The organism is Vibrio sp. 10N.247.310.24, assembly GCF_041467175.1.
GTDB lineage: Bacteria > Pseudomonadota > Gammaproteobacteria > Enterobacterales > Vibrionaceae > Vibrio > Vibrio tasmaniensis_A.
In genome coordinates this window covers 63,553-79,446 of sequence record NZ_JBFSUD010000002.1, presented here as the reverse complement: position 1 = coordinate 79,446, position 15,894 = coordinate 63,553, and the positions used below count along the sequence as shown (strand labels likewise).

The following is a 15,894-nucleotide window of genomic DNA, read 5'->3' as shown; positions in this document are numbered from 1 at the left end:
CATATTTCTCGTGAGCAACTTCACACTAGTCATGTGATTTTTGTTAATCTAGCCGTAACTTTACATGGGTGAAACGAATAAAATATTGCAATAAAAAAAGTGTTAGCAACACTTTCACAATATCTATTCGATTACATTTATTATTCATGCCTTAGATACTTAGGCAGCAAAGGAATTAAAAAGAGGGTTTAATTTATGGCGACAATGAAGGATGTTGCCCAGCTAGCAGGCGTTTCAACAGCCACGGTATCACGTGCATTGATGAACCCTGAAAAAGTCTCGGTTTCTACTCGTAAGCGAGTTGAGACAGCAGTACTTGAAGCTGGATACTCACCCAATACATTAGCTAGAAACTTACGTCGCAACGAATCAAAAACCATCATCACTATTGTTCCTGATATCTGTGACCCGTATTTCGCAGAGATCATTCGTGGTATCGAAGATGCCGCAGTAGAAAATGACTACCTCGTTTTACTGGGTGATAGCGGCCAACAGAAGAAGCGTGAGTCTTCATTTGTTAACTTAGTATTCACCAAACAAGCTGACGGCATGCTACTACTTGGCACCGACCACCCGTTTGATGTCAGTAAGCCTGAACAAAAAAATTTACCGCCGATGGTGATGGCGTGTGAGTTTGCCCCTGAGCTTGAACTCCCTACCGTACACATCGATAACCTGACCTCAGCATTTGAAGCGGTGAACTACCTAGCTCAGTTAGGCCATAAACGTATCGCTCAAATTTCAGGGCCCATATCGGCAACGCTGTGTAAATTCCGCCAACAAGGTTACCAACAAGCACTACGTCGTGCAGGAGTATCAATGAATCCTGCCTACAGCACTGTCGGTGACTTTACCTTTGAAGCGGGCGCTCAAGCTGTTCGTCAATTACTCGCTCTTCCTGAACAACCTACAGCGATCTTCTGTCATAACGATGCGATGGCCATCGGCGCGATTCAAGAAGCGAAAAAATTAGGCTTACGCGTTCCTCAAGACCTATCGATTGTCGGCTTTGATGACATCCAATTCGCTCAATACTGCGATCCACCGCTAACCACTATTTCTCAGCCTCGTTATGAGATTGGACGCCAAGCAATGTTGATGATGCTCGACGTACTTAAAGGCAACGATGTGCAAGCGGGGTCGCGCCTGCTTGAAGCCAAATTAGTCGTTCGAGGTAGTACAGCGCCGCCTCGAATCTAATCTGAAGAAATATCCTTATAATTCTGCGGCACATTTTGATGTGCCGCTTCCATTTCTGCACTGTTATCCTCGCTCAATCTGGATTACCATGAGAGCAGAATCAGCAACTATTGAATTGTCTTGTGGCTAATAGAGATTATGTAAAGCGCGGTCGTGGCACAAAAAAACCGACCAAAAAACAAGCCCCTCGCCGTAAACCATGGCGTAGTGGTCTTTTGGCGATCCTCCTTGCCGGTGGTTTTGGTTACGGCCTTTACCTATTGAGTAATGATCCTGAGCCGCCAGCACCGACTCCAGTGGTAACCAAACCAAAGCCTAAGCCGAAACCAGCAAAAGTAATTCCGCCCCCTCCAGAGGAGAAGTGGGATTACGTTGAAACCTTGCCAAGTCGTGAGATTGAAGTAAAAGCCAAAGAGCAACAGATCTCGAAGATCCCTTACATCATGCAATGTGGCGCGTACAAAACCTCAAGCCAAGCTGAAGCACGTAAGTTGGATATTGCTTTCCAAGGTATCTCAAGTTCAATCCGTAAAAAAGATGGAAGTAGCTGGTACCGTGTGGTTCTAGGGCCATATAAATTGAAGCGTGATGCAGAGCGAGATCGCCATAAGCTGCAGCGAGCGAAAATCGAACCTTGTGCTATTTGGAAAGACACCGAGTAGTTATAGATTTAGCCGCAGAAGCAGAAGCAGAAAAACCAAACACCGAAAGCCTCCCATTGTGGAGGTTTTCTTTTATCTACACCCTTTAGCCAAATTTCCTTACAACTTCCGCCGATAAGTTGCGCGACATCACTCGACCTTCCTTGAATTATCCGAGCACCATCCTCATATACTTTTTATACCCAAAGATAAGAAATATTAAGAGGCCCTACTCGTGACTACCATTGTATCTGTACGTCGTAATAATAAAGTCGTCATCGCGGGTGATGGACAAGTATCTCTAGGCAACACCGTAATGAAGGGCAATGCCCGTAAAGTACGTCGCCTATACAACAACAAAGTACTGGCCGGTTTTGCTGGCGGTACGGCAGATGCTTTCACGCTATTCGAAAAATTTGAAAGCAAGCTGCAAATGCACCAAGGCCACCTAACCAAAGCTGCCGTTGAGCTGGCGAAGGATTGGCGTAGCGACCGTGCTCTACGTAAATTAGAAGCACTGCTAGCAGTAGCGGATGAAACTGCTTCATTGATCATCACAGGTAACGGTGACGTCGTTCAACCAGAAAACGACCTGATTGCGATCGGTTCGGGCGGTAACTTCGCTCAAGCAGCAGCCACTGCACTATTAGAAAATACAGATTTAGATGCGCGTGAAATCGCAGAAAAGTCGCTGAACATTGCGGGCGATATCTGTGTATTCACCAACCATCACCACACTATTGAAGAACTAGAAAGCACCGTTGAACTGCCAAAGCCAGAGTAACGACCGCTTCCATCAATAACGTTGTATTCAACAGTGATTAAAGAATTAAGGAAAAACCATGTCTGAGATGACTCCTCGCGAAATTGTTCACGAACTCAATCGCCACATTATCGGCCAAGACAACGCTAAGCGCTCAGTGGCTATCGCCCTTCGTAACCGCTGGCGTCGTATGCAGCTTGAAGAAAGTCTGCGTGTTGAAGTATCACCAAAAAACATCCTGATGATCGGCCCAACCGGTGTCGGTAAAACTGAAATTGCTCGCCGTCTTGCGAAACTAGCAAACGCGCCTTTCATCAAGGTAGAAGCGACTAAGTTCACTGAAGTGGGCTACGTAGGTAAAGAAGTTGAAACCATCATCCGTGATCTAACGGACGTTGCCATCAAGATGACACACCAACAAGCGATGGAAAAAGTACAGTACCGCGCTGAAGAACAAGCTGAAGAACGCATTCTTGATGCCCTTCTACCACCAGCACGTGATGCTTGGGGTCAGAACGAGCAATCAACTGAAGACACCACTTCTTCAAACACTCGTCAGATTTTCCGCAAGAAACTGCGTGAAGGTAAGCTAGATGACAAAGAGATTGAAGTTGATGTAGCGGCGCCACAAATGGGTGTTGAAATCATGTCACCTCCAGGCATGGAAGAGATGACAAACCAGCTACAAGGCATGTTCCAAAACCTCGCTGGCGATACCAAGAAAAAGCGTAAGATGAAAATCAAAGACGCATTCAAAGCACTAACGGAAGAAGAAGCTGCGAAGCTTGTGAACCAAGAAGAGCTAAAAGAGAGCGCGATCTTCAACGCTGAAAACAACGGCATCGTATTCATCGATGAGATCGACAAAATCTGTAAGCGTGGCGACAGCTCTGGCCCAGACGTATCTCGTGAAGGTGTTCAGCGTGACCTGCTCCCTCTTATCGAAGGCAGCACAGTATCAACTAAGCACGGTATGGTTAAAACTGACCACATCTTGTTTATCACTTCAGGTGCATTCCAAGTGGCTAAGCCATCTGAACTGATCCCTGAATTGCAAGGTCGTCTGCCAATCCGTGTCGAACTAGAAGCACTATCAGCACATGATTTCAAACGTATTCTTACTGAGCCAAAGGCATCACTGACAGAACAGTACATTGCCCTGATGAAAACAGAAGATGTCGGCATTGAGTTCACTGAAGATGGCATCAACCAAATTGCTGACGCAGCATGGCGTGTGAACGAAACCACTGAAAACATCGGTGCGCGTCGTCTACATACCGTCATGGAGCGCCTAATGGATGAGATTTCATTCGACGCAACAGACCGAGCAGGCAGCAAATTGGTGATTGATGAGGCTTATGTAATATCTAAGCTTGGCGAGCTCGTAGAAGACGAAGACCTAAGCCGCTTCATCCTGTAGCACACCAAACTCCAACTTATTGCTCTATCTCAAAGAAATAGCAGCTAATAAGCGAATTCAAGGCCCACTTTCGAGTGGGCTTTTTATTACCCGAAAAATGGGCGTATACTCAAATCACAGTATGAAACGAAGACTTACAAAGAATTAGACCTACGATGAAACAATCTCTACTGATTTGGCTTGATGCCGCACGCCCAAAAACTCTGCCTCTCGCACTTGTCTCTATTCTTACAGGAAGTAGTTTAGCGTTCGCTGGTGGTCATTTTTCTTTATCAATCGCACTATTGGCTTTTTTAACCGCCACTCTATTACAGATTCTGTCGAACTTAGCCAATGACTATGGCGACGCGGTAAAAGGCACAGACAACGAAAACCGTCTAGGGCCAACACGTGCAATGCAATCTGGCGCGGTGACCGCGAAAACCATGAAGCAAGCGATCATCCTCAACATCGTATTTACCATGCTCGCTGGGCTGATTCTTATCTTTCATGCCTTAACCTCGATTGAGAGTATCTTATCTTTCATTGCGTTGGGCGTATTAGCCATTGTTGCAGCCATCGCTTACACCGTCGGCAATAAACCTTATGGTTATATTGGCCTTGGCGACTTATCGGTATTTATCTTCTTCGGTTTGTTAGGCGTTTCAGGCACATACTTCCTACACACTGGTCATGTTGAGCCAAGCCTATTTCTTCCGGCCTTAGGCTGTGGATTAATGGCGGTTGCGGTACTCAACATCAACAACATGCGTGATATAGAGAACGACAGTGAATGTGGTAAGCGCACCATGGCGGTTCGCCTAGGGCAACGCAAAGCCAAGCACTATCATTTTGCACTGCTTGGGCTCGCCCTTGCCTCTTTCGCTATCTACCTGCTGATTCAAGAAAAACCGGTCTGGATCAGCCTGCCGTTTTTACTAAGCATTATTATTGTTTATAAGCACGGTAAGGCCGTTTGGGAAACCGAAAAGCCAGCGCAGATTGCACCAATGATGCCCGTGATAGTGAAATGTTCACTGGTCACTAACCTATTGTTTGCAGGGGTTGTCGTAGCTCAAACTCTATTGAGTTAAATGAGACTAATCATTGCAAAGGGATCAAGCACCGATATACTCAAAGTAAGCTCATTGTTCAAAAGGTATACTAATGGAATACAACACTTCAGCACTGTGCGACATATATTTGGATCAAGTTGATGTCGTGGAGCCAATGTTCAGCAACTTCGGTGGACGTGCATCCTTCGCAGGACAGATCACGACATTAAAGTGTTTTGAAGACAATGCTTTAATTCGCTCCGTATTAGAACAAGATGGTTTGGGGCGTGTGTTGTTAATCGATGGTGGCGGCTCACTGCGTAAAGCGCTGATCGATGCTGAGATTGCCCTACTTGCTGAAGACAATGAGTGGGAAGGTATTGTGGTTTATGGCTGCGTACGCGAAGTCGATGAGCTAGAAGACATGAATCTTGGTATTCAGGCTTTAGCCTCTATTCCTGTGGGTGCAAGCCAAGAAGGTGTCGGCGAATTGGATGTACCTGTGAACTTTGGCAGCGTGACCTTCTTACCGGAAGATTACCTCTATGCAGACAACACTGGCATTATTCTTTCGGCAGAGCCTTTGGATGTAGAACTCGATCTGGATGTTGAAGAAGAAGAGGCCGAGTAACTCACTCAGCTTCAAATAATAAAACAAGCCAAAGAACACAAAGCATAAGAATACAAACGAAAACGCCCGCTACTGAGTAGCGGGCGTTTTTTAAAATCTGAAGAGTTGATTACTCTACGTCATCCATTTTACCAAGAAGGTTACGGATGCGATCTTGCCATGCTGAATGCTCTTCCTGCATTTGCTGAGTTTTTTGCTCTAGCTCGTGACGGCTTGCTTTAAGCTCACCAGCTTCTGTTGCTAGTGCTTGTTTCTCTTCTTTAAGCTCTTCCACTTCCATTTGAAGAAGTGCAATTGTATCTACTGCTGTTTGAATTTTTGCTTCTAGCTGCTCTAGTACTTCAAAAGACATTCTGGCCTACCTTTAAGTTATCCGTTTGATGGTGAAGGTTCACTCCACTTATTTCCCCATTCTACTCAGCAGAGCAAGGATAAACACTCAATATATTCGATATTTTGCGCCATTCGATGAAAAAAACAGCGCTTTTTACCGAATATTGACGTGAGTGATTACCGCCACAAGGGCAAACCGATTATTTTGATGAATAATAACTGTTTTCCACTGCGAATTGATCGAGAGCAATCTCCAAAAAACAAAAAAGCAAACGTTTCCTTTGGGATATGGTAAAATTCGCCGCGAAATTTCTATTCCCCCTTTGATAATTTTGGAGTCCGCATGAAACGCGATTTAGCAATGTCATTCTCTCGTGTCACAGAAGGTGCAGCACTAGCTGGTTACAAGTGGCTTGGTCGTGGCGATAAAAACGCTGCAGATGGCGCTGCTGTAGAAGTAATGCGTAGCCTACTAAACAAAACCGAAATTAGCGGTGAGATTGTTATCGGCGAAGGTGAAATCGATGATGCACCTATGCTATATATCGGTGAAAACGTCGGTGTGGGCGGCGATGCTGTCGATATCGCCGTAGACCCAATTGAAGGGACTCGCATGACAGCTATGGGTCAATCAAATGCATTGGCGGTATTGGCTGCAGGCGAAAAAGGCAGCTTCCTTAAAGCGCCTGACATGTACATGGAAAAATTGGTTGTTGGCCCTGGCGCTAAAGGCGTGATTGACCTAGAGCTGCCACTAACAGAAAACCTAGAAAACATCGCTAAAGCATTAGGTAAAACACTCGATACGCTAGTAGTAACCACACTGGCTAAGCCTCGTCACGATCAAGTCATTGCCGACATGCAAGCCATGGGCGTTCGTGTATTTGCTGTGCCAGACGGTGATGTTGCTGCTTCTATCCTAACGTGTATGCCAGACAGCGAAGTAGACGTAATGTACTGCATCGGCGGCGCGCCTGAAGGTGTCGTTTCTGCTGCTGTTATTCGCGCACTCGACGGTGACATGCACGCTCGTCTTCTTCCTCGTCATGAAGTAAAAGGCGATACAGAAGAGAACCGCAAACACGGTGAGCTTGAATTAGAGCGTTGTGCAGAAATGGGCGTAACGGCGGGCATCGTCTTGAAAATGGAAGACATGGCACGCAGCGATAATGTTGTGTTCTCGGCAACAGGTATTACTAAGGGTGATCTTCTAGAGGGCATCACTCGCACAGGCAATATCGCAACCACAGAAACTCTGCTTATCCGTGGTCGCTGTCGTACGATTCGCCGCATCAAATCTATCCACTACCTAGAGCGTAAAGACCCAGAAGTAATCGGTCACATCCTGTAGACCTAAACTAGCTCTAACAGAAATGTTCCAAGGCTGATACCAAGTATCAGCCTTTTGTTTTATTAGTGCACCAGAATCTCACCATTTGCTGTCGCTAGAGTAAACGCTGTCTATATAGTAAATCCCCATCAATATAGTAAATGGTTTGCTTTATAAACACCTTGCCTCATAATAGTGAGGTTGATGAGGTAGGGATAGTATGAAAACAAGCGACAAAATCTTACAGACCATTAAGCGTCAAGGCGCGGTAACCGCGAAACAACTGTCAGAAGAGTTTGGCATGACGACAATGGGTGCAAGGCAACATCTGCAAAGTCTGGAAGATGACGGTATTCTTGCGTTTCATGATGTGAAAGTGAAAGTGGGTCGCCCGACTCGCCACTGGTCCCTGACTCAACAAGGTCATAGCCAATTTTCAGACCGACACGGTGAACTCACTATTCAAGTAATTGATGCCGTAGAAAATCTATTCGGTAAAGAAGGGTTGGCTAAGGTTGCTGCCGAGCGAGAACAACACACTCTGAAGCAGTATCAATCTGCACTGTCTGGCTGTGATTCGCTCATGAGTAAGCTTGAAAAACTCACACAGCTTCGCGAAGAAGAAGGCTATATGGCTGAACTTCAAGAGCATGATGAGCACTACATCTTAATTGAGAACCACTGCCCCATCTGCAAAGCAGCAACTCGTTGCCCTAGCCTATGCCAATCTGAGCTCAATGTTTTCACTGAACTGCTCAAAAATGAGTGTCATGTAAGCCGCACTGAACACATTATTGCCGGCGAGAGACGCTGTACTTATACCTTAACGCCCACGCCTTTATCGTAATACCAAGCGCTAAGGGCTAGTCCCAACCCACCGATTCCGTCTCAATATTGAGAAAATGAGAATAGATTAAAATTTGTACAAATTTATTTCTTAAGCTTAAAGCATATGAAACACGCTTAATGCTAAGGAAGGAATCATGGCACAGCCACAGCCAAATCAAAAACTGCCCCCCTTTGATGAACTGGTCCAACTCGCCAAAAGCGATCCGAAAGCATTCAATCAATTCAAACACGAAATGTGCGAGCAGATGATTTGTTCGGCCTCAGAAACTATGCAAGACAGGCTACGCGCTCAGCAAAGTCACATCGATTTGGTGGTCGGTCGCTGTAAAAATCCACATCATGTTAATGTCGTGCTCATGCAGGAGCTTCGTTGTCAGGTCTGTAAATTCCAAGATGCACTCGAAGGTCGCTGTAGTTTTGAAGAACCTAAACCTGAAAATGTCGTGCCTTTCAGGCCGAATACAGAACCCAAAATGTACTAAAAGTAGAAAAGTATTAAAAAGAAAAAGGGAGCACAAGGCTCCCTTCTTACTTATCAATCATTCAACCTTTAAACGGGATCTTCACCGTAATCATTACGGCCTTCTGTGCCTTTCAACAAACCACACTCAATCAGAATCCATAAGCCACACACTAACGCTGCAACGGTCGCAACCATATGGATTGGCGATACCGGCTCAGTGGTAGTCGCTGCCATTGGCGAAGCCAAACGACCCAGTACTAGGGGCACATTAAGTAGTAACCAGTAATTCGACTTATTGCGGTCGTGCCAGCGCTTAGCGGTGACCGCAAGATCTGGGATCACTAGCAGCAATAGGAATACTGGTAGCAGGATGTAAGAGTAAGCAGGAAACAACACAGAGATACCAGAAGCAAAACCAGTGATCGCTATGTAGTAGAAAATATTCCAAATCCAGTAAGTCTTACGACCAATTCTCCCTTTGAAAGAGAGCAGTAAATCTTTCATCGACATCTTAAAACACTCAAAAATTAATACGCTACCAAAAAGTTAGCAGCAAATAGTTAGTGAATCACTTTTAGTTAGTTGATTATTTTTAGCTAGTTAATCACTTTCTGAAAGCAACTTTTATCCATATCCCGTATGTTGACCGTTAGGCTACGGATATGGCTTGCCTGTTCTTGTAAGGTTTGCATTAACAAACGCGACAATTCTCTTTTCTGTTCTTCAGTACGTCCAGAAAGTAACTCGAAGCTAATATGAACAAAATCTACATTGTCCTCTTCATCACCGACCAACCAGTTATGACAGCGTAGTGAACGAGACTTCACAGAAGGTACATCAAACAAACCACAGTTTAATGTAACTTGATGAAGGTCTTCCAGTAAACCTTGGATATTCACTCGCTCATCCACTGAATTTGAGTACTCTAGAACTAGATTCGGCATTATTACTTCCTATTGTTAACGCAATCGTTTGTCCCTTAATAGCAACTAACGATGAAAAATCCGAGAAGTTAGCTATTATTCTGTCTGCCGGATCACTGATATTTGCTCAAAATCTACTCTGACCATTGAGTAAGATCCAAGAAAGTCATGACCACAGTCATGATCTGTTGATATTATTCTGTTATATTATTTCGTAATAAAGTTTACTTTTTTACATTCGATTTATTTAAATACTTTGGAGATATTCCTATGCGTCATCCTGTAGTTATGGGTAACTGGAAACTAAACGGCAGCAAAGAAATGGTTGTTGATCTACTAAACGGTCTTAACGCTGAACTTGAAGGCGTAACAGGCGTAGACGTAGCAGTTGCTCCACCAGCACTTTTCGTTGATCTTGCTGAGCGTACGCTTACTGAAGCGGGCAGCGCTATCATCCTAGGTGCTCAAAACTCTGACCTAAACAACAGCGGTGCATTCACTGGCGACATGTCTCCAGCAATGCTTAAAGAGTTCGGCGCATCTCACATCATCATCGGTCACTCTGAGCGTCGTGAATACCACGCTGAGTCTGACGAATTCGTTGCTAAGAAATTCGCATTCCTAAAAGAGAACGGCCTAACTCCAGTTCTTTGTATCGGTGAATCTGAAGCACAAAACGAAGCAGGCGAAACTGTTGCTGTATGTGCTCGTCAACTTGACGCTGTTATCAACACTCAAAGTGTTGAAGCTCTTGAAGGCGCTATCATCGCTTACGAACCAATCTGGGCTATCGGTACTGGTAAAGCAGCTACAGCTGAAGATGCACAACGCATCCACGCTCAAATCCGTGCACACATCGCAGAGAAATCTGAAGACGTTGCTAAGAAAGTTGTTATCCAATACGGCGGTTCTGTTAAGCCAGAAAACGCTGCAGCTTACTTCGCACAACCAGACATCGACGGTGCTCTAGTTGGCGGCGCAGCACTTGACGCAAAAAGCTTCGCAGCTATCGCTAAAGCAGCAGCTGAAGCAAAAGCTTAATTTAAACTTCACCGTTTAGATTAGATGAAAGGTCAACTTAGGTTGGCCTTTTTTGTGCCTGCCGTTTGTGAAAACTCAAACGACAGGCACAAAAAACCGCTGAACAATCAGCGGTTTTTAATATTTTTTAAGCGAACGCTAAGCTTGGCTTAGAATAACTCTTCTGCAACGCGGAACAACTCAGAACGGTCTGGGTTCTGCATGTTCTCGATACAGTCGATGATATCGTGGTGAACAAGAGCTTCTTTCTCGATACCAACACAACGACCACCTTGACCTTCTTGAAGAAGGTGAACGGCGTAGTTGCCCATACGAGAAGCTAAAACACGGTCAAATGCAGTAGGACGACCACCACGTTGAATGTGACCAAGAACGGTTGCGCGAGTCTCACGACCTGTTGCCGTTTCAATCTCTTTAGCCAGTTCGTTCGCGTCCATCATTAGCTCAGTTAGAGCGATAATTGCGTGCTTCTTACCTTTCGCAATACCATCTTGGATATTGCTGATTAGCTGATCTTTATCTAGGCCAGTCTCAGGTGTAATGATGTACTCACAACCACCCGCGATTGCTGACATAAGCGTAAGGTCACCACAGTGACGGCCCATGATTTCAACAATAGAAATACGTTGGTGAGAAGAAGACGTATCACGTAGACGGTCGATTGAATCGATAACAGTGTTAAGCGCAGTTAGGTAACCGATAGTGTAATCAGTACCCGCGATATCATTATCGATTGTGCCAGGAAGACCGATACATGGGTAACCCATCTCAGTCAGTTTCTTAGCACCCATGTAAGAACCGTCACCACCGATAACAACAAGTGCTTCGATACCGTGCTTCTTAAGGTTCTCGATGCCTTTCTCACGAACAGCCACGTCTTTGAACTCAGGGAAACGTGCAGAACCTAAGAAAGTACCACCACGGTTGATCACGTCAGATACGCTTGAACGGTCAAGCTTTTCGATACGGTCTTCCACAAGGCCTTGGTAGCCGTCGTAAATGCCGTAAACTTCAATGCCAACTGATAGCGCAGTACGAACTACACCGCGAACTGCTGCGTTCATGCCTGGAGCGTCACCACCACTGGTCAAAACACCGATCTTCTTAATCATGCTCACCCTCGATTTTTGGGAATCTATTATTCAATTCTTGTTCTTGCTGATTGTATATCAACAAGATTTTAAATCTATATTTGTACGTTATGTTACATTTCCTCAACAGGAATAGCACTTAAATCACGTAAAATTATGTAACATTTCTACTTCTGTAAGAGTATTACAGTTTTACTCAATAACTTTGTTGATTCACATCAGAATCAACATTAATTGTTACTAAGGTGATTTTTGAATCACCTTTGAGTTAGCAATTTTTACTCACTTTAGTTCAAAAGCCATTCACTTGCCATTTACTGCCTAATTTTTAGACGCATTACCATGAGTGAAATTTCTGCTGCTTCTCTGGGCCAAATACGACCGAATATGGATCTTGATGAATTAATACATCAGCATCAGGGAACACTGAAATAAGCTTTTCCTCTACTTCGTCAGAAATGCGGTGTGCTTCAATCAGTGGGATATTATCTTCGAGTTCTAAATGCAATTGAATGAAACGAACAGGCCCAGAACGGCGCGTTCTTAGTTGATGTACACCCAGTACCCCTTCCACACTCAACGATGCCTCTTTAATTTGCTTGAGCTCTTCATCGGGTAGCTTGTGATCAAGTAGAGATTGCACCGCTTCCATCGCCATTTGGTAAGCACTGTAAAGAATGTAGATGCCGATACCAATCGCGAATACCGAGTCTGCTTGACCGATACCAAACCAGCTCAGTGCTAGCGCCAGCATAATCGCCGCATTCATATAGAGGTCAGATTGATAATGCAGTGAGTCAGCCGCAATGGCTTGGCTACCCGTTTTGCTCACAACATGCTTTTGGAATCGAACCAAACCGAAGGTCATGACCATTGCGAACAAGCTGACATAAATACCAATTTCAGGAGAGTTCAGCTCATGCGGTCGGAAGAAACGCTCAATACCGTTAAGAATAAGGAAACAAGCTGAACCAGAAATAAACATCGCTTGTGCTAATGCAGCAAGAGATTCGGCCTTGCCATGACCAAAGGTATGTTCTTTATCAGCTGGCTGCAGAGAGTAACGAACCACCACAAGGTTAACGACAGAAGCGGCGATATCCAACAGTGAGTCAACGACAGAAGCTAATAAACTGACTGAGCCTGTCACCCACCACGCTGCAACCTTCACAACCAATAATATGGAGGCAATGATGGTGGCAGCCCAAGCGGCGAGCGTAACTAAACGTGCGTATTCTTGTTTCATAAATTGGCTATAAAGTGACTGATAGCACAAAGTATAACCCGCAAAACACCGATTGAATATGACAGCTAGGATCTAATACATTCATTTTAAAGATCAAAAAAAGCGGCACTAGGCCGCTTCTTTCTAAACAACTTTCAATCAATCCAGCTTTTTCAAACCATGAATTACTTGTCTTTGTTCATGCGTTTTTCCATTTTGTCCGCACATTTAGCCATGCGATCTTGCTGGATTTCTTTCAGTTGAGTCTTCTGTTCAGGTGTTAGTACGCTCATCATTTGATGTTGCTTCTTCAGCATGGTTAAACGACGCTCTGTTTGCTTCTCTACCATTTGGCTTGCTAGGTCGTTTGCCGCCGCTTCATCAAAGGTATCGGCTAGAACTAAATCTTGAACTTTCTCGTGGTGCGCTTTCATCTGCGCCATCTTGTCCGCTTTATTACCTGAATGCTTTGCTTTCATCTCAGCACGGTTCGCTTCACGCATCTCTTTTAGCTCTGCTTTTTGAGCATCCGTCAGATCCAGTTGACGCATCACTTTTTTGTCAAAGCCGCCACACTTGCCATGCATGCCTTTGTGGTCACCTTTATCGCCACCGCCATATGCGAACGCGCTTGCTGTACCTAACATAAGTGGAAGTGCCGCAGCTACTAGTACAAGTTTCTTAGTCATTTTCATAATTTTTGCCTCAATTCGGTATAATCAGTCATGTGTTGCGTTTGTTTTCAGCGCTTAGATATAGATTAGTCTTTCCCTCGTAAAGCGACGTTTAGAAAGCGTAAAGAATCGTAAAGAGTGAAAGTTGACGAATAATTAGCAGTATTATTAACCTATAAACAACTGATTAAGGCTTCCCAATGGCGAACATTCTTCTTATTGATGACGACACCGAGCTAACCGGCTTACTTAAAGACATACTGAGCTTTGAGGGATTCACTGTTTCCGAAGCCAACGACGGCTATGCGGGGTTGGAAGCTATCAATGATGAGATAGATTTGATTCTTTTGGACGTGATGATGCCGCGCCTTAACGGTATGGAAACGCTAAAGAAACTAAGAGAAAATTGGGAAACGCCAGTACTGATGCTGACAGCTAAAGGTGAAGAGATCGACCGTGTTATTGGCCTTGAGCTTGGCGCAGATGATTACTTGCCAAAGCCTTTCAGTGACCGAGAGCTGCTCGCTCGTATTCGTGCCATCTTACGTAGAACGCAGATCAACACCGCACCTAAAGCAACCAGTGATAAGGTTCAATATCAAGACATTGAAGTGTTCCCCGGCAAGCAAGAAGCTTATTGTAATGGCCAGCTTATCGATCTTACCACCACCGAGTTCGCTTTGCTGAGTCACCTAATCCAGAACCCAGGGCAAGTGATCACCAAGGAAGCGTTGAGTTTGGATGTGCTGGGCAAAAGGCTTGCAGCGTTTGACCGTGCGATAGACATGCACATATCCAACCTACGTAAAAAAATCCCAGAACGCAGTGACGGTAAATCTCGCATCAAAACCTTACGAGGCCGTGGCTACTTATTGGTAGAGGAAGATTAATGCGTATACCTAAAATCACCAGCTTATATGGACGTATCTTTGCTATCTTTTGGTTCACCATGTTACTGGTGCTTTTGTCGGTACTGTCACTTCCCCATTTAGACCCGCGAGTGGCGCGCGATGTGCCTGCCGATCATCTCGATAAACTCGAACGTATCGCTAAATTCACAGAAAAGCGCTACGCCAAAGAATCTAACCTGGGAAAAATAGTGTTCCAACTTGAGGCACCGCGTAGCCGCAAGGATTCTCGTGCTCGTATTTACCTGACCGACCTTGAAGGCGCTGTCCTTACATCGAAAAGACACTCAAATTACAAACTTAAAGCGATTCGTAATTTTGTTACCTCGATAGATAACCCTGAATTACCCAAGCAAAAGTTATACGGACATTACATGGTAGCAGGGCCAGTCCCTATCACACTCGCTGGAGAAGAATTACTGATGTATGCCGGAGTAAAATGGAACCAACCTCCTCCATTTTTGCTGCGCTTATTTGATAGACCTTTACAACTGTTGCTTGCGGTAATGCTAGCAAGTACCCCACTGCTATTATGGTTAGCTTGGGCATTGAGCCAACCAGCTCGTAGGCTTGAACGCGCAGCACAACGTGTGGCGAAAGGTCAGTTTGAGGTCGATCCCACACTCGAAAAAGGCACCTCAGAATTCAGACAAGCGGGTGAGAGCTTTAACCAAATGGTCGAAGCAGTGAACCAGATGATCTCAGGGCAACAACGCCTACTTTCAGATATCTCACACGAGCTACGATCGCCATTGACCCGCCTACGCATGGCGAATGCACTTGCGATTCGTAAACAAGGTGAGAGCCAAGAGTTAGAACGTATTGATATGGAAGCTCAGCGGTTAGAGCAAATGATCAGTGAGCTACTGACGCTATCACGCATGCAGGTCGACAGCCATATTACTCGTGAGGTTCAGCCTATTTCGAGCTTATGGGAAGAGATTTTAAAAGATGCAGAATTTGAAGCTGAACAGATGGGTAAATTACTGACGTTTTCAGAGATCCCAGACCGTTCTATTTCGGGTAACCCTAAGCTACTGATGAGTGCCTTGGACAATATTACGCGCAATGCTATCTACTACGGTAAAGACCAAGTCGATGTGCAATTCGATGTTGTCCAAGATCGGCTGACGATTTGCGTCAATGATAATGGCGATGGTGTGCCTGATGACGAACTGGATTCTATCTTTAGACCTTTCTACCGAGTTTCAACGGCGCGAGATCGTAACTCTGGCGGCACAGGGCTTGGCCTAACCATTACAGAGAGTGCGATTCGTCAACACAGCGGAACCATCACTGCAAGCCGTAGCCAGCTCGGTGGATTACAACTCAAAATCACCCTGCCTATCCTGCCAGTGTAATACCCCT

General features: G+C 45.0%; 18 protein-coding genes. 12 read left to right on the top strand and 6 right to left on the bottom strand.

Annotated elements, in window-relative coordinates:
• Window positions 1–195: 195 nt before the first annotated feature.
• The 6 genes from cytR (at window position 196) to rraA (ending at window position 5,689) form a co-directional block, all read left to right on the top strand.
• The gene (gene cytR, locus AB6E08_RS01015) at window positions 196–1,200 is read left to right on the top strand and encodes a DNA-binding transcriptional regulator CytR (RefSeq protein ID WP_009848882.1); all 1,005 of its coding nucleotides are present in this window, start codon (window positions 196–198) and stop codon (window positions 1,198–1,200) included.
• Window positions 1,201–1,322: 122 nt separating this feature from the next.
• Window positions 1,323–1,862 (top strand): SPOR domain-containing protein, encoded by a 540-nt coding sequence (locus tag AB6E08_RS01010; RefSeq protein ID WP_009848881.1) that lies wholly within the window; start codon window positions 1,323–1,325, stop codon window positions 1,860–1,862.
• Between the two features lie 214 nt (window positions 1,863–2,076).
• The gene (gene hslV / locus AB6E08_RS01005) at window positions 2,077–2,625 is read left to right on the top strand and encodes an ATP-dependent protease subunit HslV (protein ID WP_004729692.1); all 549 of its coding nucleotides are present in this window, start codon (window positions 2,077–2,079) and stop codon (window positions 2,623–2,625) included.
• Window positions 2,626–2,683: 58 nt separating this feature from the next.
• Window positions 2,684–4,024, top strand: a complete 1,341-nt coding sequence (gene hslU, locus AB6E08_RS01000) for an HslU--HslV peptidase ATPase subunit (RefSeq protein WP_372064546.1) — start codon at window positions 2,684–2,686, stop codon at window positions 4,022–4,024.
• Between the two features lie 155 nt (window positions 4,025–4,179).
• Window positions 4,180–5,097, top strand: a complete 918-nt coding sequence (locus AB6E08_RS00995; RefSeq protein ID WP_009848879.1) for a 1,4-dihydroxy-2-naphthoate polyprenyltransferase — start codon at window positions 4,180–4,182, stop codon at window positions 5,095–5,097.
• A 73-nt stretch (window positions 5,098–5,170) separates the two neighbouring features.
• Window positions 5,171–5,689 carry a ribonuclease E activity regulator RraA gene (rraA, locus tag AB6E08_RS00990; protein ID WP_009848878.1) on the top strand — a complete coding sequence of 173 codons (519 nt, stop codon included), beginning with the start codon at window positions 5,171–5,173 and terminating at the stop codon, window positions 5,687–5,689.
• A 109-nt stretch (window positions 5,690–5,798) separates the two neighbouring features.
• On the opposite strand, the gene zapB is transcribed toward rraA, so the two are convergent.
• Complete coding sequence (gene zapB, locus AB6E08_RS00985; protein WP_009848877.1) at window positions 5,799–6,041, bottom strand: cell division protein ZapB; 243 nt, start codon at window positions 6,039–6,041, stop codon at window positions 5,799–5,801.
• Between the two features lie 324 nt (window positions 6,042–6,365).
• Here zapB and glpX point away from each other — a divergent pair, with 324 nt between their 5' ends.
• The 3 genes from glpX to AB6E08_RS00970 all read left to right on the top strand — a co-directional run bounded on the left by glpX (window position 6,366) and on the right by AB6E08_RS00970 (window position 8,683).
• Window positions 6,366–7,373, top strand: coding sequence for a class II fructose-bisphosphatase (gene glpX / locus AB6E08_RS00980; protein ID WP_009848876.1), 1,008 nt, complete (start codon window positions 6,366–6,368; stop codon window positions 7,371–7,373).
• Between the two features lie 199 nt (window positions 7,374–7,572).
• On the top strand, window positions 7,573–8,199 hold the full coding sequence (locus tag AB6E08_RS00975; protein WP_017103632.1) for a metalloregulator ArsR/SmtB family transcription factor: 627 nt from the start codon (window positions 7,573–7,575) through the stop codon (window positions 8,197–8,199).
• Between the two features lie 136 nt (window positions 8,200–8,335).
• Window positions 8,336–8,683: a DUF3135 domain-containing protein gene (locus tag AB6E08_RS00970; RefSeq protein WP_012604966.1), complete on the top strand. Its 348-nt coding sequence runs from the start codon at window positions 8,336–8,338 to the stop codon at window positions 8,681–8,683.
• Window positions 8,684–8,751: 68 nt separating this feature from the next.
• Here AB6E08_RS00970 and AB6E08_RS00965 read toward each other — a convergent pair whose 3' ends face one another.
• Together AB6E08_RS00965 and AB6E08_RS00960 are read right to left on the bottom strand one after the other, a co-directional pair.
• Complete coding sequence (locus AB6E08_RS00965) at window positions 8,752–9,174, bottom strand: DUF805 domain-containing protein (protein ID WP_009848873.1); 423 nt, start codon at window positions 9,172–9,174, stop codon at window positions 8,752–8,754.
• 86 nt (window positions 9,175–9,260) lie between these two features.
• On the bottom strand, window positions 9,261–9,608 hold the full coding sequence (locus AB6E08_RS00960; protein ID WP_004729703.1) for a 5-carboxymethyl-2-hydroxymuconate Delta-isomerase: 348 nt from the start codon (window positions 9,606–9,608) through the stop codon (window positions 9,261–9,263).
• 249 nt (window positions 9,609–9,857) lie between these two features.
• On the opposite strand from AB6E08_RS00960, the gene tpiA reads away from it, so the two are divergent.
• Window positions 9,858–10,628 carry a triose-phosphate isomerase gene (gene tpiA, locus AB6E08_RS00955; RefSeq protein WP_017101334.1) on the top strand — a complete coding sequence of 257 codons (771 nt, stop codon included), beginning with the start codon at window positions 9,858–9,860 and terminating at the stop codon, window positions 10,626–10,628.
• Window positions 10,629–10,777: 149 nt separating this feature from the next.
• Here tpiA and pfkA read toward each other — a convergent pair whose 3' ends face one another.
• The 3 genes from pfkA to AB6E08_RS00940 form a co-directional block, all read right to left on the bottom strand.
• Entirely contained in the window at window positions 10,778–11,740 is a 963-nt protein-coding gene (pfkA, locus tag AB6E08_RS00950) for a 6-phosphofructokinase (RefSeq protein WP_009848871.1), read from the bottom strand.
• Between the two features lie 316 nt (window positions 11,741–12,056).
• The gene (fieF, locus tag AB6E08_RS00945) at window positions 12,057–12,965 is read right to left on the bottom strand and encodes a CDF family cation-efflux transporter FieF (protein WP_029225530.1); all 909 of its coding nucleotides are present in this window, start codon (window positions 12,963–12,965) and stop codon (window positions 12,057–12,059) included.
• 164 nt (window positions 12,966–13,129) lie between these two features.
• Window positions 13,130–13,639 (bottom strand): CpxP family protein, encoded by a 510-nt coding sequence (locus AB6E08_RS00940; protein ID WP_012604971.1) that lies wholly within the window; start codon window positions 13,637–13,639, stop codon window positions 13,130–13,132.
• Window positions 13,640–13,818: 179 nt separating this feature from the next.
• Here AB6E08_RS00940 and AB6E08_RS00935 point away from each other — a divergent pair, with 179 nt between their 5' ends.
• Both AB6E08_RS00935 and cpxA read left to right on the top strand, forming a co-directional pair.
• A complete protein-coding gene (locus AB6E08_RS00935) occupies window positions 13,819–14,508 on the top strand; it encodes a response regulator (RefSeq protein ID WP_017103634.1) in 690 nt (229 codons plus the stop codon).
• A complete protein-coding gene (cpxA, locus tag AB6E08_RS00930) occupies window positions 14,508–15,887 on the top strand; it encodes an envelope stress sensor histidine kinase CpxA (RefSeq protein WP_012604972.1) in 1,380 nt (459 codons plus the stop codon). The genes AB6E08_RS00935 and cpxA overlap by 1 nt, the downstream gene beginning before the upstream one ends.
• Window positions 15,888–15,894: the final 7 nt, after the last annotated feature.

Bases quoted from the DNA above. Each gene is read 5' to 3' on its own strand.
- cytR (WP_009848882.1), top strand. From the start codon at position 196: ATGGCGACAATGAAGGATGTTGCCCAGCTAGCAGGCGTTTCAACAGCC.
- hslU (WP_372064546.1), top strand. From the start codon at position 2,684: ATGTCTGAGATGACTCCTCGCGAAATTGTTCACGAACTCAATCGCCAC.
- AB6E08_RS00995 (WP_009848879.1), top strand. From the start codon at position 4,180: ATGAAACAATCTCTACTGATTTGGCTTGATGCCGCACGCCCAAAAACT.
- rraA (WP_009848878.1), top strand. From the start codon at position 5,171: ATGGAATACAACACTTCAGCACTGTGCGACATATATTTGGATCAAGTT.
- zapB (WP_009848877.1), bottom strand. From the start codon at position 6,041: ATGTCTTTTGAAGTACTAGAGCAGCTAGAAGCAAAAATTCAAACAGCA.
- glpX (WP_009848876.1), top strand. From the start codon at position 6,366: ATGAAACGCGATTTAGCAATGTCATTCTCTCGTGTCACAGAAGGTGCA.
- AB6E08_RS00975 (WP_017103632.1), top strand. From the start codon at position 7,573: ATGAAAACAAGCGACAAAATCTTACAGACCATTAAGCGTCAAGGCGCG.
- AB6E08_RS00970 (WP_012604966.1), top strand. From the start codon at position 8,336: ATGGCACAGCCACAGCCAAATCAAAAACTGCCCCCCTTTGATGAACTG.
- AB6E08_RS00965 (WP_009848873.1), bottom strand. From the start codon at position 9,174: ATGTCGATGAAAGATTTACTGCTCTCTTTCAAAGGGAGAATTGGTCGT.
- AB6E08_RS00960 (WP_004729703.1), bottom strand. From the start codon at position 9,608: ATGCCGAATCTAGTTCTAGAGTACTCAAATTCAGTGGATGAGCGAGTG.
- tpiA (WP_017101334.1), top strand. From the start codon at position 9,858: ATGCGTCATCCTGTAGTTATGGGTAACTGGAAACTAAACGGCAGCAAA.
- pfkA (WP_009848871.1), bottom strand. From the start codon at position 11,740: ATGATTAAGAAGATCGGTGTTTTGACCAGTGGTGGTGACGCTCCAGGC.
- fieF (WP_029225530.1), bottom strand. From the start codon at position 12,965: ATGAAACAAGAATACGCACGTTTAGTTACGCTCGCCGCTTGGGCTGCC.
- AB6E08_RS00940 (WP_012604971.1), bottom strand. From the start codon at position 13,639: ATGAAAATGACTAAGAAACTTGTACTAGTAGCTGCGGCACTTCCACTT.
- AB6E08_RS00935 (WP_017103634.1), top strand. From the start codon at position 13,819: ATGGCGAACATTCTTCTTATTGATGACGACACCGAGCTAACCGGCTTA.
- cpxA (WP_012604972.1), top strand. From the start codon at position 14,508: ATGCGTATACCTAAAATCACCAGCTTATATGGACGTATCTTTGCTATC.